Below are 23,727 nucleotides of genomic sequence, written 5' to 3' on the forward strand. Positions count from 1 at the left end.
TATCGGCGGATAACTTGTTCCAAGTTATGCGCCCTACGATGGGGTTCCCGTAGGGCGAATAACCGCTCGCGGTTATCCGCCGATAGCGGGCGGATCAGGGCAAATCCGCCGGAGCGCCATGGAGTTTGGCCGTAGTGCCGTCATTCGCGGGAACACGGGTCATTGCCGCGCCCCCGGTGCTGTCGGAAAATTCAGGCTGTCATTCCCCTGAGTTCACGCAGCATGTCGCAAGCGGTCTTCTTCGCCCACGCCAACGGTTTCCCCTCGGGGACCTACGGCAAGTTGTTCGATGCCCTGGAGCCGGATTACCGGGTCCATCGGCTGGACATGCACGGCCATGACCCGCGCTTCCCGGTGAACGCCAACTGGGAAAATCTGGTGGAAGAGCTGCTGCATCACCTCGAGGCGCTGGACGAGCCCGTGTGGGGCGTCGGCCATTCCCTCGGCGGCGTGTTGCATTACCACGCGGCGCTGCGCAAACCCGAGCTGTACCGCGGCGTGGTGATGCTCGACTCGCCCTTGCTGACGCTGGCCGACCAGCTGGTGATCCGCGTCGCCAAGCGCTTCGGCTTCATCGACCGGCTGACACCCGCCGGCCGCACCCTCGGCCGCCGCGAGGACTTCGACGATTTTGCCGAGGCGCTGGAATACTTCGCCGGCAAGCCGCTGTTCAAGCGCTTCGACCGCGACTGCCTGGAGGCCTATGTGCGCCACGGGCTGGCGCCGGTCGACGCGCGCGGCCTGCGGCTGAAGTTCGATCCGGCCACCGAGATCTCCATCTACCGCAACGTGCCGCATACCGCGCCGGGGCGTGCCAAACAGTTGGCCGTGCCGCTGACCATGGTGCGCGGCCGCCACAGCCGCGTGGTGCTGCCGCACCATGCCCGCCTGATCGGCCGCATCCCCATGGGCGAGAGCCTGTCGCTGCCGGGCGGCCACATGTTCCCGCTGGAGCGCCCGCAGGACACCGCCGCGCTGCTCAAGACCGTCTTCGCCCGCTGGCAACAGCGCGCCAACGCCTAAGGAATCGCCATGACCGCCAAAGTCCAGGAAATCCGCCTGAACCTGCCGCACATCGAGCTGGCCGCACACCTCTTCGGCCCGGAAGACGGCCGCCCGGTGATCGCCCTGCACGGCTGGCTGGACAACGCCATGAGCTTCGCCCGCCTGGCGCCCAAGCTCGAAGGTGTGCGCATCCTCGCCCTGGACTTCGCCGGCCACGGCCATTCCGGCCACCGCGCGCCGGGGGCCAGCTACCTGCTGTGGGACTACGCGCTGGACGTGCTGATGGTGGCGGACCAGATGGGTTGGGAGCGCTTCTCCCTGCTCGGGCATTCCATGGGCGCCATCGTTTCGGTGCTGCTGGCTGGCGCCATGCCCGAGCGCATCGAACGCCTGGCGCTGATCGACGGTCTGGTGCCCTACACCGGCGAGCCGGACACCTCGCCGCAGAAACTCGGCGAAGCGTTACGTGCCCAGCTGGCCCTGCCGAACAAGCGCAAGCCGGTCTACGAAGCCATCGACCGCGCCGTGGAAGCGCGCATGAAAGGTGTCGGCGCGGTCAGCCGAGAAGCGGCGGAGCTGCTGGCCTCCCGTGGCCTGGTGCCGGTACCCGGTGGCTACACCTGGCGCACTGATGCACGCCTGACCCTGCCGTCGCCGCTGCGCCTGACCCGCGCCCATGCGCGACAATTCGTCCACTCCGTGCAATGCCCGACCAGCCTCGTGCTGGCGCAGCAGGGTCTCATGCTGGTCGAGCCAGCCACCCGCGAGCTCCTGAAAGACAGGCCCTTCGCGGTCCATGAGCTGCCCGGCCAGCACCACCTGCACCTGGATGACGAGGCGGGTGCCGAAGCCGTCGCGGCGATCTTCCGACCCTTCCTGCAGGCCTGAGGGAAACACCCCGTAGCGCCCTGCGGCTTGACTAAAGCGGGGCCGGCCGCGACGCTGCACGGATCGCTTCAGGGAGATTGTGCATGCTCGACATCCAGACCGCCGCGCGCCAGGGGCCGGAAAACCCTCACTTCGTCAGGACCGACGCGCACCGGATGTCACGGCTGCTTCGCACGCTGCTCGCCGGCGGCCTGCTCGGTTTCGCCAGCCTCGCCGGCGCTGCCGACCTGCCTGACAGCCACGACCTGGAAATACTCCCGCGCTTCCCGCGCTCGGAGATCGTCGACTTCAACCAGACCGCCAGCCAGGAACGCATCTACCCGCAGGGCTCGATCAGCCGCATCAGCGGGCGCCTGCGCATGGAAGGGGAGGTGCGCGCCATCGGCGACCTGACTGCCGTGACCTATCGCCTGCCCGACGAGGATTCCAGCCAGAGCGCCTTCGCCGCCGCGCGCAAGGACCTGCTCAAAGCCGACGCTACGCCGCTGTTCTGGTGCGAGAGCCGTGACTGCGGCTCCAGCAACCTGCTGGCCAACTCGGTGTTCGGCAACTCCAAACTGTTCGGTCCGGACGACCAGCAGGCCTACCTGCTGGTGCGCCTCGCCGCGCCCCACGAGAACAGCCTGCTGGCGGTCTACACCATTACCCGTGGCAACCGCCGCGCCTACCTGCATGCCGAACAGCTGGACAGCACCGCCGCCCTCGGCGAACTGCTGCCCAGCCCGGCGACCCTGATGCGCCTGCTCAAGGCCAACGGCGAGCTGACCCTCAGCCACGTGCCGCAGGAGCCGGGCGGCGCCTGGCTCGACCTGCTGGTGCGCACCCTGCGCCTGGACACCGGCGTGCGCGTCGAACTGGCCGGCCAGCACGCTGGAGACTGGCGCGCCGCGCTCACCGCCCAGGGCGTACGCGATGCGCGGCTGGAGCAGGGCAAGGATGACGGTGACGGTCTGCACCTGACCTGGCTGCGCTGATTTCCCTGAACTGATTCTCCATGCTGAATATCCTACGTTGAGAGCGGAAACGCCCTACACTGGGGCTTTCGAGCCAACCGGGGATTCCAATGTTCGACAACGATCGCCTGTTGCTGCGCCTGCTGTTGCTCGGCCTGCTGGGCGCGAGTATCTGGGTGCTGCTGCCGTTCTGGTCGGCGCTGTTCTGGGCTGCCGTGCTGGCCTTCGCCAGTTGGCCGCTGATGCGTCTGCTGACGCAGTTGCTGGGCGGTCGCCAGGCCTCTGCGGCGGGCTTGCTGACCATCGGCTGGATCGTGCTGGTGGCGCTGCCGCTGGTGTGGCTGGGCTTCGGCCTGGTCGACCGGGTGCGCGAAGGCGTCGAGCTGGTGAAGAACCTGCAGGTGTCCGGCCTGCCGCCGCCACCTGAGTGGATGGCGCGGGTGCCGCTGATCGGCGACCGGCTGATCGGCTGGTGGTACCAGGCCGACCAGCAGGGCGTGGCGATGTTCTCCGCGCTCAAACCGTACATGGGCGAGGTCGGTAACTGGGCCCTGGCGCGTAGCGCCAAGCTGGGCGCGGGCATCTTCGAACTGGTGCTGAGTCTGGTGCTGATCTTCTTCTTCTACCGCGATGGCCAGCGCCTGCAGGCGTTCGCTCATGGCGTGCTGGAACGCCTGATCGGCGCCGCCGCGCAGCAGTACATGGACATCATCGCCGGCACCGTGCAACGGGTGGTCAACGGCGTGATCGGCACCGCCGCCGCCCAGGCCGTGCTGGCCACTATCGGCTTTCTCATCGCCGGGGTGCCGGGGGCGCTGGTGCTCGGCCTGCTGACCTTCGTCTGCAGCCTGCTGATGGTGCCTCCGCTGGTGTGGGGCCCGGCCGTGATCTGGCTGTTCTACCAGGAGAGCTACGGCTACGCGGTGTTCATGGCGATCTGGGGCTTCTTCGTGATCAGCGGCGTGGACAACATCCTCAAGCCCTACCTGATCAGCCGCGGCGGCAACTTGCCGCTGGTGGTGGTGCTGCTGGGCGTGCTCGGCGGCTTGCTCAGCTTCGGCTTCATCGGCCTGTTCCTCGGCCCGGTGCTGCTGGCGGTGGTCTACAACCTGGTCAGCGCCTGGGTGGCCAGCTCGCAACGGCCGCCGCCGCCGCCGGTGGTTTGATGGTTCGGAGCGGGTTTTTGCCTTCTCCCCGGCCCTCTCCCTGAAGGGAGAGGGGGCAGCCGGCAGCTCCGGTGTTCATCGTAAGCGCTGTTCGCGAGCAAGCTCGCTCCTACAGGGAAGACCTCTGCGTAGGGCGAATAACCCGGAACGGGTTATCCGCCGCCATGGCGGATAACGCCTGGGGCGTTATGCGCCCTACGATCCTGCGAAGTCAGACGTGCTCGCTCTTCACCTGCACCAGCTTGTCCCGCCCGGCGCCCAGGCCGAAGACGATCCCCGCTACCGTCACCACCACGAAGATCACCCCGGTCGCTGCCCAGCCGCCGGTGGCGTCGTGCACCACACCGACCAGGAACGGCCCGCAGGCTGCCAGGGTGTAGCCCACGCCCTGGGCCATGCCGGAGAGGTTGGAGGCGACGTGGGAGTCCGGTGAGCGCAACACGATCAGCGCCAGCGCGATGCTGAAGGTGCCGCCCTGGCCGAGGCCGAGCACCACCGCCCAGCCCCAGATGCCCGAGAGCGGAGCGAACAGCAGGCCGAGCAGGCCGGTCAGGGTCAGGGCCATGACGATCACCACGGCGATGCGCTGGTCCTTGCCACGGGTGGCCAGCCAGGGCGCTGCGAGGGCGCTGAACAGCTGCACCATTACCGAGCCGGAGAGCACCAGTCCGGCCTCCACCGCGCTCAGGCCACGGTCGATGAGGATCGACGGCACCCAGCCGAAGACGATGTAGGCCAGCGAGGACTGCAGGCCCATGTACAGCGTCACCTGCCAGGCCAGCGGGTCGCGCCACAGGCCTTTCACCTTGTACACCGCGCGGTGGGCGTGGTGGATCTGGCGGGTCTGCGGCAGCCAGATCGCCGCGGCGACCACAGCGGGGATGGCCCAGAACGCCAGCGCCAGTTGCCAGCTATTGTCCATCAGAGTCGCCAGCGGCACGGTGGAGCCGGCCGCAGTAGCGGCGCCCAGGCACAGCGCCATGGTGTAGACGCCGGTCATGGTCCCGGCGATGTGCGGGAAGTCGCGCTTGACGATGCCCGGCAACAGCACGCCGATGATGCCGATGCTGGCGCCGGCCACCAGGCTGCCGAGGAACAGCCCGGCCACCGGGAACAGGCTACGCAGGACGATGCCGCCGGCCAGGGTGAAGAGGATCAGCAGGACGGTGCGCTCGGCGCCCAGGCGTCGTGCGAGCATTGGCGCCAGCGGTGCGAACAGGCCCAGGCAGAGCACCGGCAGGGTGGTCAGCAGGCCCGCAGCGGCAGCGGACAGGCCGGTGCCGTCACGCACGGTGTTGAGCAGCGGCGAAAGGCTGGAAAGCGCCGGGCGCAGGTTGATCGCCACCAGCACCAGGCCCAGCAGCAACAGCCAGGTGCGTTGCGGGCGTGGCGCGGCTTTAGCGCCGTCGTCCTCGGCGTCGATCAGCAGTTCTTCGGGCGGGCAGGACACCTTGTGCTCGGTGTCTTTCGGGTCATTGGGCAAGGACATGGTGGGCATTCCAGGGCAGCAAGGCAGATGAAAGCATTCAGAGTCAGATCAGCAGCGCGCGGTTCGCTTTTGCGGCTGCGTCGGCGTCGCCACGGGCGATGGCATCCACCAGCTCGCGGTGCAGTTCGAAGCTCGGTTGCGGCCGGTTCGGGTCGCTGATGGTGCGCTCCAGGCCGGCGCGGATCACCTGCGAGAAGTAGCGGTACAGCTCGCTGAGCACCGGGTTGTGGGCGCTGTCCACCACGCGCTGGTGGAAGGCCAGGTCGTGGGCGATGTACTCATCCAGCGCACCGCCGTGATGAACGGCGGAGGTCTCCAGCGCTTCGCGCAGGGCAGCGAGGTCGGCTTCGGTGCGGCGCTCGGCGGCCAGTCGGCTGGCTTCCACTTCGATGACGCCGCGCGCTTCCAGCGCCTGCTCCACCGAGCTGCGGGCCAGCACCAGCATGGTGTCCAGCGGGTTGGCGCGGGCGCGCACATAGGTGCCGTCGCCCTGGCGCACTTCCAGCACGCCGGAGAAGGTCAGCACGCGCACTGCTTCGCGCACGGTATTGCGGCTGATACCGAGGGACTCGGCCAGTTCGGGTTCCGGCGGCAGGCGCTGGCCCAGCGGCCAGGTGCCGTCGTCGATACGCAGGTGGATCTGCTCGAGGGCGATGTCCACCAGCGAGCGCTTCTGAATGGGGCTTGGCATGGAAACATCCAATCATCGGATGAATTTTAGGTGGCCAAGATTAGGACAGTTCGGTGTTGGCTGGCAATGCGGGGAGAAGAGAAGGCCGCCGGAGCGGGGGGCGCTCCGGCGGTGGGCATCGACGCGGATCAGGCGGCGATGTTCACCAGGCTGCCACTGGTCGCCTGGAGGGCGGTGACTTCGCTGCTCTGGTACTGCTTGAGCAGGTTGGCCACCAGCTTCTGGTAGGCGGCGCCCGTGTTGGCGCTGGTCGAGGAAGCGCTGGAGGCGGTGGTCGTCGAGCTGTCCGAAGCACTGCTGGCGGAATCGTCGGACGAACCGCTGGAGGCCGAAGCCGGCGGGGGCGGCGGCGGGCCGTCCGGGCGTTGGGCCTGCAGTGCGCTGGAGAGTTCGTCGCTGCTGATGGAGCCGCTGCCGTCGGCGTCGAGCTGGCTGAACAGTTCGCTCAGGCGCGCGCTATCGTCGTCGCTGCTGCCCAGGGCGGAGAGCTCGTCGCTGCTGATGCTGCCGTCACCGTCACTGTCCAGCGCGCTGATCAGGTCTTCGGCGGAGTCGCCCAGACCGCCCATGCCACCCATGTCGCCGGGCGGCGGGGGAGGCGGGGGCATGGCCGCTGCCAGTTCGTCCTGGGAGATGCCGCCGCTGCTGTCGCTGTCCAGCTCGCTGAGCAGGGCGTCGATGTCGATGTCGCTGCTGTCCGAGTCATCGCTGGAGGACAGCGCGCTGGTCAGTTCGTCCTTGCTGATGCTGCCGTCGCCATCGCTGTCGATGGACTTGAACAGGTCTTCCTGGAATTTCACCGCGCCCTGGGAACCGCCAGTGCTACCGCTCTGCGTCGCGGTGGTGCTGGTGGCGGTCTGGGTCCGGGCGAGCGAGCTGGTGTAGTTGCTCGCATAGCTGCTGCTCACGCCGCTGATCATGGGAGAGTCTCCGTGGTTGCCGAAGCGGAGGGTTCTCCGCTGATGACAGCCTCGGGTCCGCCTGTGTCGCGGGTTTGTGCGCTTTGTTTGCTGGCCGCTACAACGGCGTTACGCCGTTGTGCTTCTGGGCAGGCGCAGCACGGCGGTGGCGCCGCCGCCGGGGGTTTCCTCGAAGGTCAGGTCGCCGCCCTGGCGCCGCGCGGCATCGCGGGCGATGGAAAGGCCCAGGCCGACGCCGCCGGAATTGCGGTTGCGCGAGCCTTCCAGGCGGAAGAACGGTTCGAACACCTGCTCACGCAGCTCTGAGGGGATGCCCGGGCCGTGGTCGCGGACGCGGATTTCCACTTCGCGGGTGCCGTCGCGCAGCTCGATGCTGACATCGCCGGCGTAGCGCAGGGCGTTGTCCAGCAGGTTGTTCAGGCACGAGCGCAGCGCCATTGGCTGGACCTTGAGCGGCGCGCAGAAGCCTTCCACGCCGACGTCGGCGCCGCGCTCGCAGGCGTCCTCGGCCAGCGAATCGGCCAGGGCCTTCACGTCGAACCACTGCAGTGGCTCGCTGGCGCGCTCCTGCTGCAGGTAGTGCAGGGTGGAATCGAGCATGCCGATCATCTCGGCCAGGTCCTGGCCGATGCGGGTGCGCAGCTGCGGGTTGTCGATTTCCTCGACGCGCAGGCGCAGCCGCGACAGCGGGGTGCGCAGGTCATGGGACACCGCCACCAGCATGCGGCTGCGCTGCTGGACCTGTTCGCGGATACGTTCGCGCATGCGGTTGAAGGCGTGGGCGGCCTGGCGCGCTTCGCGCGGGCCGGTTTCCGGCAGCGGCGGGCTGTCCAGGTCCTCGGAGAGGCGCAACGCAGCGTCGCCCATGCGCTGCACCGGGCGGGCGAGCAGGCGGGCGCCGATGCCGGCGGCGAGGATCAGGGCCAGCAGCTGGAAGGCGAACGGCGCGCTCCAGAAGGGCAGGCGCGGCGGCGGGGGAGGCGGCGGGCGGAACCCCTCGGGGCCGGGCGCGAAACCTTGCGGCGGCGGACCGCGTTCGAAGCCCTGCTCCGGCGGCGGGGGTGGCGGCATGTCGGGCCGGTGCGGGCCGTAGTGGTGGAACCAGGCGAAGGCCAGCAGGTGCGCGACCACGATGGCCAGCAGGAACACCCCGAACAGCCGGGCGAACAGGCTGTCGGCACGCTCCAGGGGTTTTTCCTTCGCGCGCTCGGGCGCGGACTCAGGCGATATCGCGGACATCGAACAGGTACCCTTCGCCGCGCACGGTCTTGATCAGCCTGGGCGAGCGCGGATCGTCGCCGAGCTTCTGCCGCAGGCGCGAGACCAGCAGGTCGATGCTGCGGTCGAAGGCCTCGATGGCGCGGCCCCGGGCGGCATCCAGCAGCAATTCGCGGTTGAGCACCCGCCGAGGGCGTTCGAGGAACACCCAGAGCAGGCGGAATTCAGCATTGGACAGAGGGACCACCAGGCCATCGGGCGCATGCAACTGGCGCAGCACACTGTCCAGGCGCCACTGGTCGAAGCGCACCTGGGCGCGCGGTTCGCCGCGGGTGCCTTCCTCGCTGGTGAGGCTGGTGCCGCGCACGCGACGCAGGATGGTCTGGATGCGCGCTACCAGTTCGCGCGGCTCGAAGGGCTTGGCCATGTAGTCGTCGGCGCCCAGTTCCAGGCCGATGATGCGGTCCGCCGGTTCGCAGCGGGCGGTGAGCATGAGGATCGGGATGTCCGACTCGGCGCGCAGGTAGCGGCACAGGGACAGGCCGTCTTCGCCGGGCAGCATCAGGTCCAGCACTACCACGTCGAAGCTTTCGTTCTCCAGCGCGCGGCGCATTTCGACGCCGTCGGCGACGCCGTGGGTCTCGATGTTGAAACGCGCGAGGTAGCCGCAGAGCAGTTCGCGGATCGGCTCGTCGTCATCCACCAGCAGGGCACGGGTAGTCCAGCGGCGTGGGTCGTCGGTAGTGGTCGGGTACATGAAGAAACCTGTCGCGGGAAAACGTGGGGCAGGATGGCCAGGGGCCGCCAGGGGGCATGCGACGTTCGCATGCTAACCCGTCATCGCGTGCGCGGGCCATGGTCGGCGAGGCTGCGGTACGCGGGTGTCGCCAGCGTGTCCGCTCTGTATCGGGCTCGATACAAAGCCTTCCGGTCACCGCGCCAGAGCGGTTTTTTACGCTTTCTTTATGCCGCCCGCCGGGGCTGGGAATCGCTCCTTTACGCGCCGCTTGCGGAAAATTTCCGTCAGGCGGCAACGGCCGCCCAAGCGATGGAGTCGCCCGCGTGAGGAGAAAGCAATCATGAGCGTGCTCGACGGTGTGTCACTGGTCCTGGCCACGGGACTGTTCATCTACCTGCTGGTGGCGCTGCTGCGCGCCGACCGTTCCTAGGAGACGTCATGAACAGTCATGACCTGTTGCTGATCGTCGCCTTCCTGGTGCTGGTGCTGGTGCCGGCGCCATTCCTCGGGCGTTTCTACTACAAGGTGATGGAGGGCCAGCGCACCTTCCTCAGCCCCGTGTTCCTGCCGGTTGAACAGGCCATTTACCGCGCGTGCGGCATCCACCCCGAAGATGAACAGGACTGGAAGAGCTACACCCTGGCCCTGCTGGCATTCAATCTGGTGGGGCTGGTGCTGCTGTTCGCCATCCTCCTGCTGCAGGGCCTGCTGCCGCTCAACCCGCAGAACCTGCCTGGCCTGGAATGGACGCTGGCGTTCAATACGGCGGTGAGTTTCGTCACCAACACCAACTGGCAGGCGTACAGCGGCGAGGCTTCGCTCAGCTACCTGAGCCAGATGCTCGGCCTGACCGTGCAGAACTTCGTCAGCGCCGCCGTCGGCCTGGCCGTGCTGGTGGCGCTGGCCCGAGGCATCTCGCGCAAGTCGACGAACAACCTCGGAAACTTCTGGGTCGACCTGACCCGCGCCACCCTCTACGGGCTGATCCCGCTGTGCCTGCTGCTGGCGCTGCTGCTGGTCTGGCAGGGCGTGCCGCAGACCTTCCTCGACTATGCCCACGCGCTGACCGTGCAGGGCGCCGACCAGTCCATCCCGCTGGGCCCGGCGGCCAGCCAGATCGCCATCAAGCAGCTGGGTACCAACGGCGGCGGCTTCTTCGGCGTGAACTCGGCGCACCCCTTCGAGAACCCGACCATCTGGAGCAACCTGTTCGAGGTCGTGTCGATCATCCTGATCCCGGCCGCGCTGGTGTTCACCTTCGGCCATTACGTGAAGGACCTGCGCCAGAGCCGCGCCATCCTCGGTTGCATGCTGGTGCTGTTCGCCCTGGGCCTGGGCGTGACGCTGTGGGCCGAGTACCAGCCCAACCCGGCGCTCAGCGCGCTGCCGGTGGAGCAGGTCGCTCCGCTGGAGGGCAAGGAGAGCCGCTTCGGCACCACCGCCAGCGTGCTCTGGGCGGTGACCACCACGGCGGCCTCCAACGGCTCGGTGAACGCCATGCATGACAGCCTCAACCCGCTGTCGGGCATGGTCGCGATGCTCAACATGATGGTTGGCGAAGTGATCTTCGGCGGCGTCGGTGCGGGCCTCTACGGCATGTTGCTGTTCGTCCTGGTGGCGGTGTTCCTCGCCGGGCTGATGGTCGGCCGCACCCCGGAATACCTCGGCAAGAAGCTCGAGGCCCGCGAAGTGCGCCTGCTGGTGGCGACCCTGCTGGTGATGCCGGTCGGCGTGCTGGTGCTCGGCGCCATCGCCGCCAGCCTGCCGGGCCCGGCCTCGGCGGTGAGCAACCCCGGTGCCCACGGCTTCAGCCAACTGCTCTACGCCTACACCTCGGGCACTGCGAACAACGGTTCGGCCTTCGGCGGCTTCGGCGCCAACACCCCGTTCCACAACCTGATGATCGCCCTGGCCATGCTGATCGGCCGCTTCGGCTACATCCTCCCGGTGCTGGCGATCGCCGGCAGCCTGGCGGCGAAGAAAGCCACCCCGGTCGGCCCCAACAGCTTCCCGACCCACGGCCTGCTGTTCGTCAGCCTGCTGACCGCCACCATCCTGCTGGTGGGCGGCCTGAACTTCCTGCCGACGCTGGTGCTGGGCCCGGTGGCCGATCACCTGACGCTTGGCTTCTGAGGAGCCGCCTCCATGAATGCGAAAACCCAGGAACTGGCCTTGAGCAAGGCCGTCGAAAAACGCCCGACCACCGCGCTGTCCGCCCTGTGGAAGCCGGCGCTGGTACAGGCCTTCGTCAAGCTCGACCCGCGCCAGCTGCAACGCTCGCCGGTGATGCTGGTGGTGGCCCTGACCGCCGTGCTGACCACTGTGCTTTGCGTGGCAGGCGGGGACTCGGTGCCCACCTTCGTCGCCGTGCAGATTGCCGTGTGGCTGTGGTTCACCGTGCTCTTCGCCAACTTCGCCGAAGCCCTCGCCGAGGGCCGTGGCAAGGCCCGCGCGGACAGCCTCAAGGCCGGCACCCAGGGCCTGCAGGCCATGCGCCGGACTGCCAGCGGGCACTTCGAGAAGGTCGCCGCCAGCAGCCTGCGCAAGGGTGACGTGGTGCGCGTCGAAGCCGGTGAACTGATCCCCGGCGACGGCGAAGTGATCGAAGGCGTGGCGGCGGTCAACGAGGCCGCCATCACCGGCGAATCCGCGCCGGTGATCCGCGAATCCGGCGGCGACCGCTCGGCCGTGACCGGCAACACCCGGCTGGTCTCCGACGCTCTGCTGGTGAAGATCACCGCCAACCCCGGCGAGTCCACCCTCGACCGCATGATCGCCCTGGTGGAAGGCGCCAAGCGCCAGAAGACCCCCAACGAAGTGGCGCTGGACATCCTGCTGATCGGCCTGACGCTGATCTTCCTGCTGGTGGTCGTGACCCTGAAGCCCTTCGCCCTGTTCGTCGGCGGCAACCTGCCGCTGGTGTTCCTGGTGGCGCTGCTGGTGACGCTGATTCCCACGACCATCGGCGGGTTGCTCTCTGCCATCGGCATCGCCGGCATGGACCGCCTGGTGCGCCTGAACGTCATCGCCAAGTCCGGCCGCGCCGTGGAAGCGGCGGGGGACGTGCACGTGCTGATGCTCGACAAGACCGGCACCATCACCTTCGGCAATCGCCGCTGCAGCGCGCTGCACACCGCTCCCGGCGTGCAGCCGCTGGAACTGGCCGAGGGCGCGTTCCTCGCCTCGCTGGCCGATGACACGCCGGAGGGCAAGTCCATTGTCGAATTCCTCCGCTCGCAGATCATCCTGCCGGAGCCGGACCGCAATCGCGTGACCCCGGTGGCCTTCAGTGCCGAGACGCGCCTGTCGGGCATCAACATCGACAGCCACGTGTACCGCAAGGGCGCGGTGGACGCCGCGCTGGCCTTCGTCGGCATGGACCGTGCGCAGATGCCCGAAAGCCTCGCCAAGGAAATCGAGCGCATCGCCCAGAGTGGCGGCACTCCGCTGCTGGTGGTGGCTGACGGCAAGCTGCTCGGCGCCATCCACCTCAAGGACGTGGTTAAGCCGGGCATCCGCGAGCGCTTCGCCGAGCTGCGCCGCATGGGCATCCGCACCGTGATGGTGACTGGCGACAACCCGCTGACCGCCGCCGCCATCGCCGCCGAAGCGGGGGTGGACGACGTGATTGCCGAAGCCACGCCGGAGAAGAAACTGGCGCGGATCCGCCAGGAGCAGGGCGAGGGCCGCATGGTCGCCATGTGCGGCGACGGCGCCAACGACGCCCCGGCCCTGGCGCAGGCGGATGTCGGCATGGCCATGAACGACGGCACCCAGGCCGCCCGTGAGGCCGCCAACCTGGTGGACCTGGACAGCGATCCGACCAAGCTGCTGGACGTGGTGCAGGTGGGCAAGGAACTGCTGGTGACCCGTGGTGCGCTGACCACCTTTTCGGTGGCCAACGACGTGGCCAAGTACTTCGCCATCCTCCCCGCGCTGTTCGCCGGCATCTACCCGCAACTGGGCGTGCTCAATGTGATGAAGCTGGCCAGCCCGCAGAGCGCCATCCTCTCGGCCATCGTGTTCAACGCGCTGATCATCGTCGCGCTGATCCCCCTGGCCCTGCGCGGCGTGCGCGTGCAGGCCAGCGACGCTTCGCAGCTGCTGCGGCGCAACCTGCTGATCTACGGCGTGGGCGGGCTGCTGGCGCCGTTCGTGGGGATCAAGGTAATCGACATGATCCTCGTCGCCGTGGGTCTGGCTTGACGGGCTTCTTTGATCGACTGACGGGAGGCGTTGGTGCCGTGCGCCCTCTCCCTAACCCTCTCCCTGAAGGGAGAGGGGACCGTCCGGTGGTATCGGGAAATGTGGAGCTCGCCGGATGCTCCGAACAACTCCCTCTCCCTTCAGGGAGAGGGCGGGGGAGAGGGTAAACAGCCCGCTCCGAACCCAACAGAGGAACACGAAAAATGCTCAAACAACTCCGCCCCGCCATCGCCTCGCTGGTGCTGCTCAGCGCCGTCACCGGCGTCGTCTATCCGCTGGCCGTCACCGGCATCGCCCAGGTCGCCTTCCACGACCAGGCCAACGGCAGCCTGGTTCGCGACGACCAGGGCAACGTGCGCGGCTCGGCGCTGATCGCGCAGAAATTCGACGGTGCCCAGTGGTTCCACTCGCGCCCCTCCGCCGGCGACTTCGCCACCGTCTCCAGCAGCGCCAGCAACCTCGCGCCCGGCAACCCGGCGCTGGCCGAACGCATCGCCAAGGATGCCGCTGCCCAGCAGATCGGCGCGCAACCGGTGCCGCTGGCGCTGGTCACCACTTCCGGCAGCGGTCTTGACCCGCAACTGCCGCCCGTCGCCGCGCTGTACCAGGTGCCGCGCATCGCCCTGGAGCGCGGCGTACCGGCGGCGAGCCTGGAGAAACTGGTGGAAGCCAACACCGAACGCCCGCTGATCGGCCCCGCCGTGGTCAACGTACTGGCGCTGAACATGGCCCTGGCCAGCCTGCCTCGCTAGACTCCAGCGCCAGAGCCGTCCAGGCCGCTGCACGAGGGTGCCGGCCTGCTGCGGACAGCTCCCTCTCCCTCCAGGGAGAGGGCTGGGGAGAGGGGCTTGTCTGCGCCTTGGCAAAACATGAAACGAGCGCCCCGCGCGCTCCGAGGATAGCCCCATGACCGACCCCAACCGCGCCGACGCCCTGCTGGCCGACCTGCCCCCCGTGGGCCGTGGCCGCCTCAAGGTATTCCTTGGCGCCGCACCGGGCGTCGGCAAGACCTACGCCATGCTGCTGGCCGCCCAGAGCCAGTTGCGCCAGGGCGTGAAGCTGCGCGTCGGCGTCGTCGAAACCCACGGCCGCGCGGAGACGGAGGCCTTGCTCGCCGGCCTGCCGCAGCAGGCGCTCAAGCGCTCGGTCTACCGCGGCATCACCCTGGAGGAAATGGACCTCGACGGCCTGCTGGGCGACCCGCCGGCGCTGGCGCTGGTGGACGAGCTGGCCCACAGCAACGCCCCCGGCAGCCGCCACGCCAAACGCTGGCAGGACATCCAGGAACTACTCTCCGCCGGCATCGACGTCTACACCACGGTCAACGTCCAGCACCTGGAAAGCCTCAACGACCAGGTGCGCGACATCACCGGCGTGCAGGTGCGCGAAACCGTGCCCGACTGGGTATTGCAGGAAGCCTACGAGCTGCTGCTGGTGGACCTGCCGCCGCGCGAGCTGCTGGAGCGCCTGCGCGAGGGCAAGGTTTACGTGCCCGAGCAGGCGCGCGCCGCCATCGACGCCTTCTTCAGTCAGACCAACCTCACCGCGCTGCGCGAGCTGGCCATGCAGACCGCTGCCGCGCGGGTTGACGACGATCTCGCCCATCGCTATCGCCAGCAGGGCGGCGACGCCCCCGCTGTGCGCGGACGGTTGCTGGTGGGGGTGGATGGAGAACACAACGCCGAACGGCTGGTGCGCCATGCCAGCCGCGTCGCCGAACGCCGGCATCTGCCCTGGTCGCTGGTCCACGTCGATACCGGCGAGGCGCGCAGCGAAACGTCGCGCATGCAGTTGCAGAACGCCCAGCAACTGGCCGAGCGCCTCGGTGGCGACGTGGTCGAACTGCGCGGCGGCGAAGTCGCGCGCACCCTGGTCGAACATGCCAAGGAACGTCGTGCCACGCTGTTGCTGGTCGGCCGCTCGCGGCAACGCTGGTATCGCCGTCTGTTCGGCGGAGGCCTGGCGGCGCGCCTGCTGCGCCTGGGCGACGGGCTGGAGGTCAGCGTGCTCGACAGCGAGGCCGACCTCGCGTCACCCAGGGCCCGTCCGCAATCGCCCTGGCCCTGGGGCAACTACCTGCTCGCTACGCTGGCTGCCGGCTGCGCCAGCGCCCTGGCCTGGGCGGTGGCCAGTGTGCTGGAGCTGCCGAACATCTCCCTGGTGTTCCTCGCCGCCGTACTGCTGGTGGCGGTACGCAGCAGCCTCGGCCCGGCGCTGGCCTGCGCGGTGCTGTCGTTCCTGGCCTACGACTTCCTGTTCATCCCGCCGCATTTCTCCTTCTCCATCCAGCGCGAAGAAGACGTACTGACCTTGCTGTTCTTCCTCCTCATGGCCGGCCTCACCGGCAACCTCGCGGCCCGCCAGCGTCGGCAGTTGCAGGCGCTGCGCGAAACGCAGGAAGAGACCAGCCAGATGCTCGAACTGTCGCGCAAGCTCACCGCCGCCACCGACCGCCAGGCAGTGATGGCTGCCGCCGCGCAGCAGCTCGGCGGTTGGGAGGGGCTGGATATCTGCCTGCTCGGTCGGGTCAACGGCGAATGGAAACTGGAGGGTGGCCTCAACCGCACGCTGGAGGACCAGGAGCGCGCCGCCGCCGACTGGGCCTGGCAGCACGACCAGCCCGCCGGCCTGGGCACCGGCACGCTGCCGGGCGGGCGCTGGTGGTGGTGGTCGCTGTCCGGCGAGGACGGCCCGCTGGCGCTGCTCGGCGTCAGCCCGCGTGATTCGCAACCTTTGTCCGGATCGCGCCGCCGTCTGCTGGCTGCTCTGGGTCAACCGCTGGCGCAGGCATTAGCCCGTGCGCGTCTGGCCGAAGACCTCGAAGCCGCGCGTCTGCACGGCGAAACCGAACAACTGCGCAGCGCGCTGTTAGCCTCGGTCAGCCACGACCTGCGCACGCCGTTGACCTCCATGCGCGGCGCCATCGACAGCCTGCTGGCCCTCGGCGATGCCATCCCGCCGCCGGATCGCCGCGAGCTGCTGGAAAGCACCCGCGACGAGGCCGAGCGTCTGGATCGCTACATCCAGAACCTGCTGGACATGACCCGTCTCGGCCATGGCGGCCTGAAGCTGTCGCGCGACTGGGTATCGCCCGGCGATATCGTTGGCAGCGCGCTCAATCGCCTGCGCGCGGTGGTCGCCCCGTATCGGGTGGAAACCCGCGTCGCGCCGGAACTGCCGCTGCTCTATGTGCATGCCGCACTGATCGAACAGGCGCTGGTCAACGTGCTGGAAAACGCCGCGCGCTTCTCGCCGCCGCAAGGTCGCCTGCGGGTGGCAGTGGAGCAGGGCGAGGAGGAGTTGCGTTTCCTGGTCAGTGACGAGGGGCCGGGTATTCCGCCGGCCGAGCGCGAGAAGATCTTCGACATGTTCTACACCGCAGCACGTGGCGACCGCGGCGGGCAGGGCACCGGGCTGGGCCTGGCGATCTGCCAGGGCATGGTTGGCGCCCACGGTGGGCGGATCACCGTCGAGGACGGCATCGACGGGCGCGGCACCACCCTCGTGCTGCACCTGCCGCTGCAGCAACAGCCGGACCTGGAGCAGCTTGATGCTGCTGTCTGAAAGGCTCAAGCTGGACGCCCCCCGCCAGCCCGGACTGCCGATGAACGCCAGCGCCGCCACCATCCTGGTCGTCGACGACGAACCGCAGATCCGCAAGTTCCTCCGCATCAGCCTCAGCGCCGGTGGCTACAAGGTGCTCGAAGCCGGCACCGGCGAGGAAGGTTTGGCCCAGGCCGCACTGGGCCGCCCGGACCTGGTGGTGCTCGACCTCGGCCTGCCGGACAAGGACGGTCAGGACGTGCTGCGCGAACTGCGCGAGTGGTCGCAGGTGCCGGTGCTGGTGCTTTCCGTGCGTGCCAGCGAAAGCGAGAAGGTGCTGGCGCTGGACAGCGGCGCCAATGACTACGTGACCAAGCCCTTCGGCATCCAGGAATTCCTCGCGCGCATCCGCGTGCTGCTGCGCCAGGGCGCCAGTGGCGAGACGCAGGAGGCGGTGGTCGCGGTGGGGCCGCTGAGTGTGGATTTCTCCTATCGCCGCGTGCTGCTCGAGGGTGAGGAAGTCTCGCTGACCCGCAAGGAGTATGCGGTGCTCTCGACCCTGGCGCGCCATGTGGGCCGGGTGGTGACCCAGCAGCAACTGCTCAAGGATATCTGGGGGCCGACGCATACCGAGGACACGCACTACCTGCGGGTGGTGGTGGGGCATCTGCGGCAGAAGCTCGCGGATGATCCGGCGACGCCGAGATTTATCGTGACCGAGGCGGGGGTTGGTTATCGGTTGCGGGAAGGTTGAAAAGCCGGCACTACTTATTGATATCTGTGTCTTCGCCAGTCAGTAGCCACGCAGCAATATCCCGCTTGTCATTAAGTACCCGCCAGACATCAATGTGGTCGGTTCGCACGATGAAGAACACCAAGTGTGGATAGCGTTTCAGAGGCCAACTGCGTAGACCTGGTATGTCTAGTTCGTGGGCATATCGTGAAGAGGATGCTGTGGGATTACGTGCAATCAACTGATAGGCACGCTGTAGCTCGTCGATGAAGCCGAAGGCGGCCTTCTCGCCACCTTCGCTCAGATAGTATTCCAAGGACTCTTCGACATCCCGCCGGGCGATGCCCCGGGGCTTGACCGGGCGTGCTTTCACGAGTCGCGCCTGCGCACGCGATCACGCAGTGCTTCGAAATAGCCTTCATCCACCGCTTCACCAGGCTCGGACGCCGCACCGGCCAGAAGTAGATCACGAAGGTGCTGGCGGTCCTGGTCCTTGCGGATCAATTCGCGAACATATTCGCTGCTGGTGCCGTAGCCACGTTGGCTGACCTGATCATCGACGAAGCCTTTCAATGATTCAGGCAGGGAGATATTCATCGTGCTCATGCCGGTTCTCTCGGAAATGGCAAAATTTGCCAAAGCATACGCCGTTCGCTCCGCATGGCAAAAGCCTCCCGCCAGCCGGTCAATAAGGATTCTCCGCCTCATACCGATCCAGCGTATCGCTGGCGATCTGCCGGCCGAGGGCGATGAGTTCAGGGGCCTTGTAGAACTCGAAGAAGCGGCAAACGCGCTTGGGCACGTTGATCAGGATGTCCGGCGGGTAGCCGGCGATCTTGTACTGTGCCAGCGAGGTCTGCATGACCTCGAAGCTCTGGTTCACCAACTCCAGCAGCGAGGCCGGGCTGCTGCTGTCGATCACGTGGCTGCCGGTGGCCGAGCGTGGCGAGCCCTTGGCCTGCGGGGCGGCGGCAGGTTGCTGCATTTCCGGTTCGGCGGGCTCTTCGGAGGCGACCGGTACCGGGTGCAGCAGGGCATCGGCGATCAGTTCCGGCGGCGACTCGGCTTCGCCGCGGCGGAAGAAGCTCAGCTTGTTCGACAGTCCGGAGATCACCGAGTCGAAGCGGCCCTTGAGGGCGGCGGGGCGCTCGATCACCGGCAGCGAGTACTGGCGCTGGTTGGTGGCGTTGAGATTGACCGCGACGATCAGGTCGGCGTGGGTCGAGACCACCGGAACGATCGGCAGCGGGTTGAGCAGGCCGCCGTCCACCAGCATGCGGGTGCCCTGCATGACCGGGGTGAACAGGCTGGGGATCGCCGCCGAAGCACGCATGGCCTGGTGCAGGCAGCCTTCCTGGAACCAGATTTCCTGCTGGTTGGTGAGGTCGGTGGCCACCGCCGTGTAGGGGATCGGCAGCTGTTCGATGTCGATCTCGCCGAGAATTTCGTGGATCTTGCCGAATACCCGCTCACCACGGATGGCGCCGAGCCGGAAGCTGACGTCCAGCAGGCGCAGCACGTCGAGGTAGTCCAGGCTTTCCACCCAGTCGCGGTACTCGCCCAGCTTGCCGGCGGCGTAGATGCCGCCGATCACCGCGCCCATGGAGCAGCCGGCGATACACACCACCTCATAGCCGCGCCGTTCGATCTCCTCGATCACTCCGATATGCGCATAACCGCGCGCGCCGCCGGAACCGAGTACCAGCGCGATCTGTTTTGACATGGGGCAACTCCGCGTGACGAACCCTGCGACGATACGCCGGGGGCAGCGGCCGCGCCAAGCCGGGCTTTGCTAGAATCGCCGTTTGATTTCCCTGCCCGGAGCCTCCCGATGAGCGAACCGATCCGCCTGACCCAGTACAGCCATGGTGCCGGCTGTGGCTGCAAGATTTCCCCCAAGGTCCTGGAGGTCATCCTCGCGGGCAGCGGCGCGCAGAACCTCGACCCCAAGCTTTGGGTCGGCAACGCCTCGCGCGATGACGCCGCCGTCTACGAAATCGATGCCGAGCGCGGCGTGGTATCCACCACCGACTTCTTCATGCCGATCGTCGATGATCCCTTCGACTTCGGCCGTATCGCCGCCACCAATGCCATCAGCGACATCTACGCCATGGGCGGCGACCCGCTGATGGCCATCGCCATCCTCGGCTGGCCGGTGAACGTGCTGGCGCCGGAAATCGCCCGCGAAGTGATCGCCGGTGGCCGCAAGGTCTGCGACGAAGCCGGCATCCCGCTGGCCGGCGGGCACTCCATCGATGCGCCCGAGCCGATCTTCGGCCTGGCCGTCACCGGGCTGGTGGAGAAGCGCTTCATGAAGCGCAACGACACCGCCACCGCCGGCTGCAAGCTGTACCTGACCAAGCCGCTGGGCATCGGCATCCTCACCACCGCCGAGAAGAAGGCCAAGCTGCGCGCCGAGGACGTGGGCGTCGCCCGGGACTGGATGTGCACCCTGAACAAGCCCGGCGCGCGCTTCGGCAAGCTCGACGGAGTGAAGGCGATGACCGACGTCACCGGCTTCGGCCTGCTCGGCCACCTGGTGGAAATGGCCGACGGCAGCGGCCTGACCGCGCGCGTTCGTTATGACGCCGTGCCGCGTCTGGCCAGCGTCGAGTACTACCTGGAAGCCGGTTGCGTCCCCGGCGGGACCCTGCGCAACTTCGACAGCTACGGCGAACGCATCGCGCCGCTGCCCGAACTGCACAAGCTGCTGCTGTGCGACCCGCAGACCAGCGGCGGCCTGCTGGTGGCGGTCGAGCCTGCGGGTGAGGCGCAGTTCCTCGCCACGGCGAAGGAGCTGGGCATGGACCTGGCACCCATCGGCGAACTGGTCGGCCGACAGCGTCACGCGGTCGAGGTGATGTGATGCGCGACAACACCCGCCACTACCGCGAACTGTTCCTCGGCGATGTGAAGATGATGGACGTGCGCGCCCCGGTCGAGTTCGACAAGGGCGCGTTCCCCAATGTGATCAACCTGCCGCTGATGAACGACAGCGAGCGGCAGAAGGTTGGCACCTGCTACAAGCAGAACGGCCAGCAGGCGGCCATCGCCCTGGGCCACGAGCTGGTCATGGGCAAGCTCAAGGCCGCACGCATCGAGGCCTGGGCGAACTTCGCCAGGGCCAACCCCGAGGGCTATCTGTACTGCTTCCGTGGCGGGCTGCGTTCGCAGATCACCCAGCAGTGGCTGAAGACCGAAGCCGGCATCGAGTACCCGCGTGTGGTCGGCGGCTACAAGGCGATGCGCGGTTTCCTCTTCGACACCACCCGCGCCGCCGTCGAAGAATGCCAGTTCGTGCTGGTGGGTGGCCTGACCGGCACCGGCAAGACCGAAGTCATCGCCCAGCTGGCCAACAGCCTGGACCTCGAAGGCCACGCCAACCACCGCGGTTCCGCCTTCGGCCGCCGCGCCACGCCGCAGCCGGCGCAGATCGATTTCGAGAACCGCCTGGCCATCGACATCCTGAAGAAGCGCCACGCCGGCACGGAGCAGTTCGTGCTGGAGGACGAGGGGCGCATCGTCGGCAGCTGCTCGGTGCCGCTGGAGCTGTACCAGGGCATGCAGCACTACCCGCTGGTGTGGCTGGAAGACAGCTTCGAGCAGCGCGTGGAGCGCATCCTCAAGGACTACGTGGTGAACCTGTGCGCCGACCACGTGCAGGTAGTGGGCGAGGAGGGCGGCTTCGAGTCCTTCGCCGCCTACCTGCGCAAAAGCCTGTCGGGCATCGTCAAGCGCCTGGGCGGCGAGCGCTACCAGCGCCTGGCGGCGATCATGGATGAAGCCCTGGAAGAGCAGAAGCGCAGCGGCGCGGTGGACCTGCACCGGGGCTGGATCGAAGGGCTGCTGGGCGAATACTACGACCCGATGTACGCCTTCCAGCGCGAGAGCAAGGGCGAGCGCGTGGAGTTCCGCGGCACCCAGGACGAGGTGGTGGAGTACCTGCGCTTCCGCGCGGAGCGCTGATCCCGGCGTTCCCCTACAGGTGCGGGCCATACCGGCCCGCACCGGCATCACGACGGAGCACCAACGTAGGATGGGTGGAGCTTGCGATACCCATGCTGCTGTCGGTGCATGAGAGCGATGGGTATCGCTTCGCTCCACGCCATCCTACGACTAGCTTTCAGTTTCTTAGGGCGCATATCGCGCCAGCGTTATCCGCCGTTATGCCATCGGCGGATAACCCGTTCCGGGTTATGCGCCCTACACGCTGCAGCGGACCAACAGGTGCTCACACGCTCTTGCCGTCGTACTCCTTCACCGTCAGTCCCGCCAGGTCCACCCCCGGCAGGCAGCGCACGTTGATCGCCGCCATCGGCGTGCCGTCCGGCATCGCGCCGTAGGCCAGCGGCGCGCAGCCGCAGGTGGGGCAGAAGCGGTGTTCGATGCGATGGGTGTTGAACGTATAGGTGCTCATCGCACTCTCAGGAGTCGTCAGCTTCAGCTTGCCGCGCGGCACGAACCACAGCAGCGAGCCCTTGCGCCGGCAGATCGAGCAGTTGCATGACACGACTTCACCGACATCCCCTTCCACTTCGAACGCGATCTGCCCGCAATGGCAGCTGCCCTGGTGCACCATGGTCCTTCTCCTTGTCGGGATACCCCGTGGGCAAACAGTGTAGTAGTCGCTTGAATGCCATCCGTCCGGTGGCATACTGCGGCGCCGTCCGGCAGGCCCCTGCGCCGCGTTCTAAGCTGGATTCACCCCCGAATACTTCCAGGAGTTTCGTCATGCCGCGCATTCCCCTGATCATCGCCCTGCTGCTCGCCGTTGCCGGCTGCTCGGGCAAGACCGTCAACCGCGACAGCTGCGCCAACGAGCTGAACGCGGCCTGGCACGAGCTGGACCTGGCCAAGGCCGAAGGTTTCGCCGGCACCGTCAGCTACTCCAAGGCCGTCGGCCTGCTGACCGCCGCCAAGACCCAGCAGCAGGTCGAGGCCTACGACGGTTGCGCCGACAAGGCCAGCCGCGCGCGCTTCTACATCAAGGAATCCCGCGCCGGTCGCTGAGCCGCGCATCGCCGGGCTGCCTGAAGCGGCCCGCGCCTTTCCCACCGCACCGCCCGCCGTTCTGCCAGGATCAGCCCATGCAACTCGACTTCACCCAATTGTCCAAGGCCGAGGCCTACCGCTGGCTGGCCTCCACCGTCACGCCACGCCCCATTGCCTGGGTTACCACCTTGTCCAGGGACGGCCAGAGCAACCTCGCGCCGTTCAGCTTCTTCCAGGTCATCAGCGATTCACCGCCGACCCTGCTGGTCAACACCAGTGTGCGTGAGGACGGCAGCGTCAAGGACACCCTGCGCAACGTGCGCGAGACCGGCGAGCTGGTGATCCACCTGGTCAGCGCCGATCAGGCCGAGCACATGAACGCCACCGCCGCCTGGCTGCCCCACGGCGTCAGCGAGATCGAGCAAGCCGGCATCGCCACCGTGCCCAGCGAGCGCGTGGCACCGCCCCGCGTGCTCGGTGCGCCGGTGGCCTTTGAATGCCAGTTGGCGGAAATCATGCCGTACCCGGCAGAAAACCCCTCCAGCATGCTGATCTTCGCCCGCGTGCTGCTGGCGCACATCGATGAATCGGTGATGCAGGACGAGCGCCACGTCGACCCGGCGAAGCTGGACCTGGTCGGTCGCCTGGGCGGCACCCAGTACAGCTACACCCGCGACACCTTCAGCATGATCCGTCCGAAGTAGTGCTGCGCGCCTGACGCGGCGGCGTCAGGCGAACTCCAGTTCCAGCCCGAGCTGCCAGTGGATGCCACCCATCCGCGCCACATCGAACCGTTCGCCGAGAGCGAAGAGTTCGGAGAGCAGTTCGTCACGGCGGGTGAAGTCCGGCGTGCTGCCGTGAATCAGGCTGACGATGCCGTGCACCAGGCGCCAGCCGGTCTGGGCATCGAACCAGCAGTCGAGCCACTCGCCCTTGACCTCGTCGCAGGCCAGCGGGCAGACGAAGCGGCGGATCGGCAGTTGCCCGCGAGCCAGCAGCAGCGGATCGAGGCGGCGCTGCTCGCGGTACAGCTCCGGCAATTGGAGTGCGTGAGCGAATCCCGCCAGCGGGCGCTGCAGGACCAGTTGGTAGTAGGCGTTCATCCGAGCACCTGGAGTGGAAAGTCAGGTGTCGGAATCTGAACGGTCAGGCTGTCAGCTCGCTGTCGGCGATTTCCGTATCCG

24 protein-coding genes are annotated in these 23,727 nt (G+C 67.6%); 14 read left to right on the forward strand and 10 right to left on the reverse strand.

Annotated elements, in window-relative coordinates; genetic code table 11:
* Positions 1–222: 222 nt before the first annotated feature.
* The 4 genes from IB275_RS10025 (at position 223) to IB275_RS10040 (ending at position 4,012) form a co-directional block, all read left to right on the forward strand.
* Positions 223–1,023 (forward strand): alpha/beta fold hydrolase, encoded by an 801-nt coding sequence (locus IB275_RS10025; RefSeq protein ID WP_138216440.1) that lies wholly within the window; start codon positions 223–225, stop codon positions 1,021–1,023.
* Between the two features lie 9 nt (positions 1,024–1,032).
* Complete coding sequence (locus IB275_RS10030; protein ID WP_138216439.1) at positions 1,033–1,893, forward strand: alpha/beta hydrolase; 861 nt, start codon at positions 1,033–1,035, stop codon at positions 1,891–1,893.
* An 83-nt stretch (positions 1,894–1,976) separates the two neighbouring features.
* On the forward strand, positions 1,977–2,867 hold the full coding sequence (locus IB275_RS10035) for a DUF4892 domain-containing protein (RefSeq protein ID WP_405307727.1): 891 nt from the start codon (positions 1,977–1,979) through the stop codon (positions 2,865–2,867).
* An 89-nt stretch (positions 2,868–2,956) separates the two neighbouring features.
* A complete protein-coding gene (locus IB275_RS10040) occupies positions 2,957–4,012 on the forward strand; it encodes an AI-2E family transporter (RefSeq protein ID WP_192295343.1) in 1,056 nt (351 codons plus the stop codon).
* 211 nt (positions 4,013–4,223) lie between these two features.
* Here the strand turns inward: IB275_RS10040 and IB275_RS10045 are convergent, their stop codons facing one another.
* The 5 genes from IB275_RS10045 to IB275_RS10065 all read right to left on the reverse strand — a co-directional run bounded on the left by IB275_RS10045 (position 4,224) and on the right by IB275_RS10065 (position 9,087).
* Positions 4,224–5,501, reverse strand: a complete 1,278-nt coding sequence (locus tag IB275_RS10045) for a CynX/NimT family MFS transporter (protein ID WP_192295344.1) — start codon at positions 5,499–5,501, stop codon at positions 4,224–4,226.
* Between the two features lie 43 nt (positions 5,502–5,544).
* On the reverse strand, positions 5,545–6,192 hold the full coding sequence (locus IB275_RS10050; protein ID WP_192295345.1) for a FadR/GntR family transcriptional regulator: 648 nt from the start codon (positions 6,190–6,192) through the stop codon (positions 5,545–5,547).
* Between the two features lie 128 nt (positions 6,193–6,320).
* The gene (gene xopAW / locus IB275_RS10055) at positions 6,321–7,112 is read right to left on the reverse strand and encodes an EF-hand domain-containing protein (protein ID WP_192295346.1); all 792 of its coding nucleotides are present in this window, start codon (positions 7,110–7,112) and stop codon (positions 6,321–6,323) included.
* 108 nt (positions 7,113–7,220) lie between these two features.
* Positions 7,221–8,351, reverse strand: a complete 1,131-nt coding sequence (locus IB275_RS10060) for a sensor histidine kinase (RefSeq protein WP_192295347.1) — start codon at positions 8,349–8,351, stop codon at positions 7,221–7,223.
* Entirely contained in the window at positions 8,332–9,087 is a 756-nt protein-coding gene (locus IB275_RS10065; protein WP_192295348.1) for a response regulator, read from the reverse strand. Before IB275_RS10065 ends, IB275_RS10060 begins: the two co-directional genes overlap by 20 nt.
* 322 nt (positions 9,088–9,409) lie before the next feature.
* On the opposite strand from IB275_RS10065, the gene kdpF reads away from it, so the two are divergent.
* The 6 genes from kdpF (at position 9,410) to IB275_RS10095 (ending at position 17,572) form a co-directional block, all read left to right on the forward strand.
* Entirely contained in the window at positions 9,410–9,499 is a 90-nt protein-coding gene (gene kdpF / locus IB275_RS10070) for a K(+)-transporting ATPase subunit F (protein ID WP_009618573.1), read from the forward strand.
* Positions 9,500–9,507: 8 nt separating this feature from the next.
* On the forward strand, positions 9,508–11,202 hold the full coding sequence (gene kdpA / locus IB275_RS10075) for a potassium-transporting ATPase subunit KdpA (RefSeq protein ID WP_192295349.1): 1,695 nt from the start codon (positions 9,508–9,510) through the stop codon (positions 11,200–11,202).
* Positions 11,203–11,214: 12 nt separating this feature from the next.
* Positions 11,215–13,275 (forward strand): potassium-transporting ATPase subunit KdpB, encoded by a 2,061-nt coding sequence (gene kdpB, locus IB275_RS10080; RefSeq protein WP_192295350.1) that lies wholly within the window; start codon positions 11,215–11,217, stop codon positions 13,273–13,275.
* Positions 13,276–13,478: 203 nt separating this feature from the next.
* Positions 13,479–14,027 (forward strand): potassium-transporting ATPase subunit KdpC, encoded by a 549-nt coding sequence (kdpC, locus tag IB275_RS10085; protein WP_192295351.1) that lies wholly within the window; start codon positions 13,479–13,481, stop codon positions 14,025–14,027.
* 154 nt (positions 14,028–14,181) lie between these two features.
* A complete protein-coding gene (locus tag IB275_RS10090) occupies positions 14,182–16,839 on the forward strand; it encodes a DUF4118 domain-containing protein (protein WP_192295352.1) in 2,658 nt (885 codons plus the stop codon).
* Between the two features lie 40 nt (positions 16,840–16,879).
* The gene (locus tag IB275_RS10095) at positions 16,880–17,572 is read left to right on the forward strand and encodes a response regulator (RefSeq protein ID WP_192295496.1); all 693 of its coding nucleotides are present in this window, start codon (positions 16,880–16,882) and stop codon (positions 17,570–17,572) included.
* 10 nt (positions 17,573–17,582) lie between these two features.
* Here IB275_RS10095 and IB275_RS10100 read toward each other — a convergent pair whose 3' ends face one another.
* The 3 genes from IB275_RS10100 to IB275_RS10110 form a co-directional block, all read right to left on the reverse strand.
* A complete protein-coding gene (locus tag IB275_RS10100; protein WP_192295353.1) occupies positions 17,583–17,924 on the reverse strand; it encodes a type II toxin-antitoxin system RelE/ParE family toxin in 342 nt (113 codons plus the stop codon).
* A complete protein-coding gene (locus tag IB275_RS10105) occupies positions 17,921–18,157 on the reverse strand; it encodes a type II toxin-antitoxin system ParD family antitoxin (protein ID WP_192295354.1) in 237 nt (78 codons plus the stop codon). Before IB275_RS10105 ends, IB275_RS10100 begins: the two co-directional genes overlap by 4 nt.
* Positions 18,158–18,236: 79 nt before the next feature.
* On the reverse strand, positions 18,237–19,274 hold the full coding sequence (locus IB275_RS10110) for a patatin-like phospholipase family protein (RefSeq protein WP_192295355.1): 1,038 nt from the start codon (positions 19,272–19,274) through the stop codon (positions 18,237–18,239).
* A gap of 108 nt (positions 19,275–19,382) precedes the next feature.
* Between IB275_RS10110 and selD the strand changes: the two genes are divergently transcribed.
* Together selD and mnmH are read left to right on the forward strand one after the other, a co-directional pair.
* Positions 19,383–20,417 carry a selenide, water dikinase SelD gene (gene selD, locus IB275_RS10115; RefSeq protein ID WP_192295356.1) on the forward strand — a complete coding sequence of 345 codons (1,035 nt, stop codon included), beginning with the start codon at positions 19,383–19,385 and terminating at the stop codon, positions 20,415–20,417.
* Entirely contained in the window at positions 20,417–21,517 is a 1,101-nt protein-coding gene (gene mnmH, locus IB275_RS10120; RefSeq protein WP_151186509.1) for a tRNA 2-selenouridine(34) synthase MnmH, read from the forward strand. Before selD ends, mnmH begins: the two co-directional genes overlap by 1 nt.
* A gap of 265 nt (positions 21,518–21,782) precedes the next feature.
* Here mnmH and IB275_RS10125 read toward each other — a convergent pair whose 3' ends face one another.
* Positions 21,783–22,130, reverse strand: coding sequence for a GFA family protein (locus tag IB275_RS10125; RefSeq protein ID WP_081520654.1), 348 nt, complete (start codon positions 22,128–22,130; stop codon positions 21,783–21,785).
* Between the two features lie 152 nt (positions 22,131–22,282).
* Between IB275_RS10125 and IB275_RS10130 the strand changes: the two genes are divergently transcribed.
* Together IB275_RS10130 and IB275_RS10135 are read left to right on the forward strand one after the other, a co-directional pair.
* Positions 22,283–22,561, forward strand: a complete 279-nt coding sequence (locus tag IB275_RS10130; RefSeq protein ID WP_081520653.1) for a hypothetical protein — start codon at positions 22,283–22,285, stop codon at positions 22,559–22,561.
* A gap of 77 nt (positions 22,562–22,638) precedes the next feature.
* Positions 22,639–23,247 carry a flavin reductase family protein gene (locus IB275_RS10135; protein ID WP_192295357.1) on the forward strand — a complete coding sequence of 203 codons (609 nt, stop codon included), beginning with the start codon at positions 22,639–22,641 and terminating at the stop codon, positions 23,245–23,247.
* Between the two features lie 24 nt (positions 23,248–23,271).
* Here the strand turns inward: IB275_RS10135 and IB275_RS10140 are convergent, their stop codons facing one another.
* Positions 23,272–23,646: a hypothetical protein gene (locus IB275_RS10140; protein ID WP_192295358.1), complete on the reverse strand. Its 375-nt coding sequence runs from the start codon at positions 23,644–23,646 to the stop codon at positions 23,272–23,274.
* Between the last annotated feature and the right edge of the window lie 81 nt (positions 23,647–23,727).

The sequence above is a fragment of the Pseudomonas sp. PDM21 genome, assembly GCF_014852505.2.
GTDB lineage: Bacteria > Pseudomonadota > Gammaproteobacteria > Pseudomonadales > Pseudomonadaceae > Pseudomonas.

Bases quoted from the DNA above. Each gene is read 5' to 3' on its own strand.
- IB275_RS10025 (WP_138216440.1), top strand. From the start codon at position 223: ATGTCGCAAGCGGTCTTCTTCGCCCACGCCAACGGTTTCCCCTCGGGG.
- IB275_RS10030 (WP_138216439.1), top strand. From the start codon at position 1,033: ATGACCGCCAAAGTCCAGGAAATCCGCCTGAACCTGCCGCACATCGAG.
- IB275_RS10035 (WP_405307727.1), top strand. From the start codon at position 1,977: ATGCTCGACATCCAGACCGCCGCGCGCCAGGGGCCGGAAAACCCTCAC.
- IB275_RS10040 (WP_192295343.1), top strand. From the start codon at position 2,957: ATGTTCGACAACGATCGCCTGTTGCTGCGCCTGCTGTTGCTCGGCCTG.
- IB275_RS10045 (WP_192295344.1), bottom strand. From the start codon at position 5,501: ATGTCCTTGCCCAATGACCCGAAAGACACCGAGCACAAGGTGTCCTGC.
- IB275_RS10050 (WP_192295345.1), bottom strand. From the start codon at position 6,192: ATGCCAAGCCCCATTCAGAAGCGCTCGCTGGTGGACATCGCCCTCGAG.
- xopAW (WP_192295346.1), bottom strand. From the start codon at position 7,112: ATGATCAGCGGCGTGAGCAGCAGCTATGCGAGCAACTACACCAGCTCG.
- IB275_RS10060 (WP_192295347.1), bottom strand. From the start codon at position 8,351: ATGTCCGCGATATCGCCTGAGTCCGCGCCCGAGCGCGCGAAGGAAAAA.
- IB275_RS10065 (WP_192295348.1), bottom strand. From the start codon at position 9,087: ATGTACCCGACCACTACCGACGACCCACGCCGCTGGACTACCCGTGCC.
- kdpF (WP_009618573.1), top strand. From the start codon at position 9,410: ATGAGCGTGCTCGACGGTGTGTCACTGGTCCTGGCCACGGGACTGTTC.
- kdpA (WP_192295349.1), top strand. From the start codon at position 9,508: ATGAACAGTCATGACCTGTTGCTGATCGTCGCCTTCCTGGTGCTGGTG.
- kdpB (WP_192295350.1), top strand. From the start codon at position 11,215: ATGAATGCGAAAACCCAGGAACTGGCCTTGAGCAAGGCCGTCGAAAAA.
- kdpC (WP_192295351.1), top strand. From the start codon at position 13,479: ATGCTCAAACAACTCCGCCCCGCCATCGCCTCGCTGGTGCTGCTCAGC.
- IB275_RS10090 (WP_192295352.1), top strand. From the start codon at position 14,182: ATGACCGACCCCAACCGCGCCGACGCCCTGCTGGCCGACCTGCCCCCC.
- IB275_RS10095 (WP_192295496.1), top strand. From the start codon at position 16,880: ATGAACGCCAGCGCCGCCACCATCCTGGTCGTCGACGACGAACCGCAG.
- IB275_RS10105 (WP_192295354.1), bottom strand. From the start codon at position 18,157: ATGAGCACGATGAATATCTCCCTGCCTGAATCATTGAAAGGCTTCGTC.
- IB275_RS10110 (WP_192295355.1), bottom strand. From the start codon at position 19,274: ATGTCAAAACAGATCGCGCTGGTACTCGGTTCCGGCGGCGCGCGCGGT.
- selD (WP_192295356.1), top strand. From the start codon at position 19,383: ATGAGCGAACCGATCCGCCTGACCCAGTACAGCCATGGTGCCGGCTGT.
- mnmH (WP_151186509.1), top strand. From the start codon at position 20,417: ATGCGCGACAACACCCGCCACTACCGCGAACTGTTCCTCGGCGATGTG.
- IB275_RS10125 (WP_081520654.1), bottom strand. From the start codon at position 22,130: ATGGTGCACCAGGGCAGCTGCCATTGCGGGCAGATCGCGTTCGAAGTG.
- IB275_RS10130 (WP_081520653.1), top strand. From the start codon at position 22,283: ATGCCGCGCATTCCCCTGATCATCGCCCTGCTGCTCGCCGTTGCCGGC.
- IB275_RS10135 (WP_192295357.1), top strand. From the start codon at position 22,639: ATGCAACTCGACTTCACCCAATTGTCCAAGGCCGAGGCCTACCGCTGG.
- IB275_RS10140 (WP_192295358.1), bottom strand. From the start codon at position 23,646: ATGAACGCCTACTACCAACTGGTCCTGCAGCGCCCGCTGGCGGGATTC.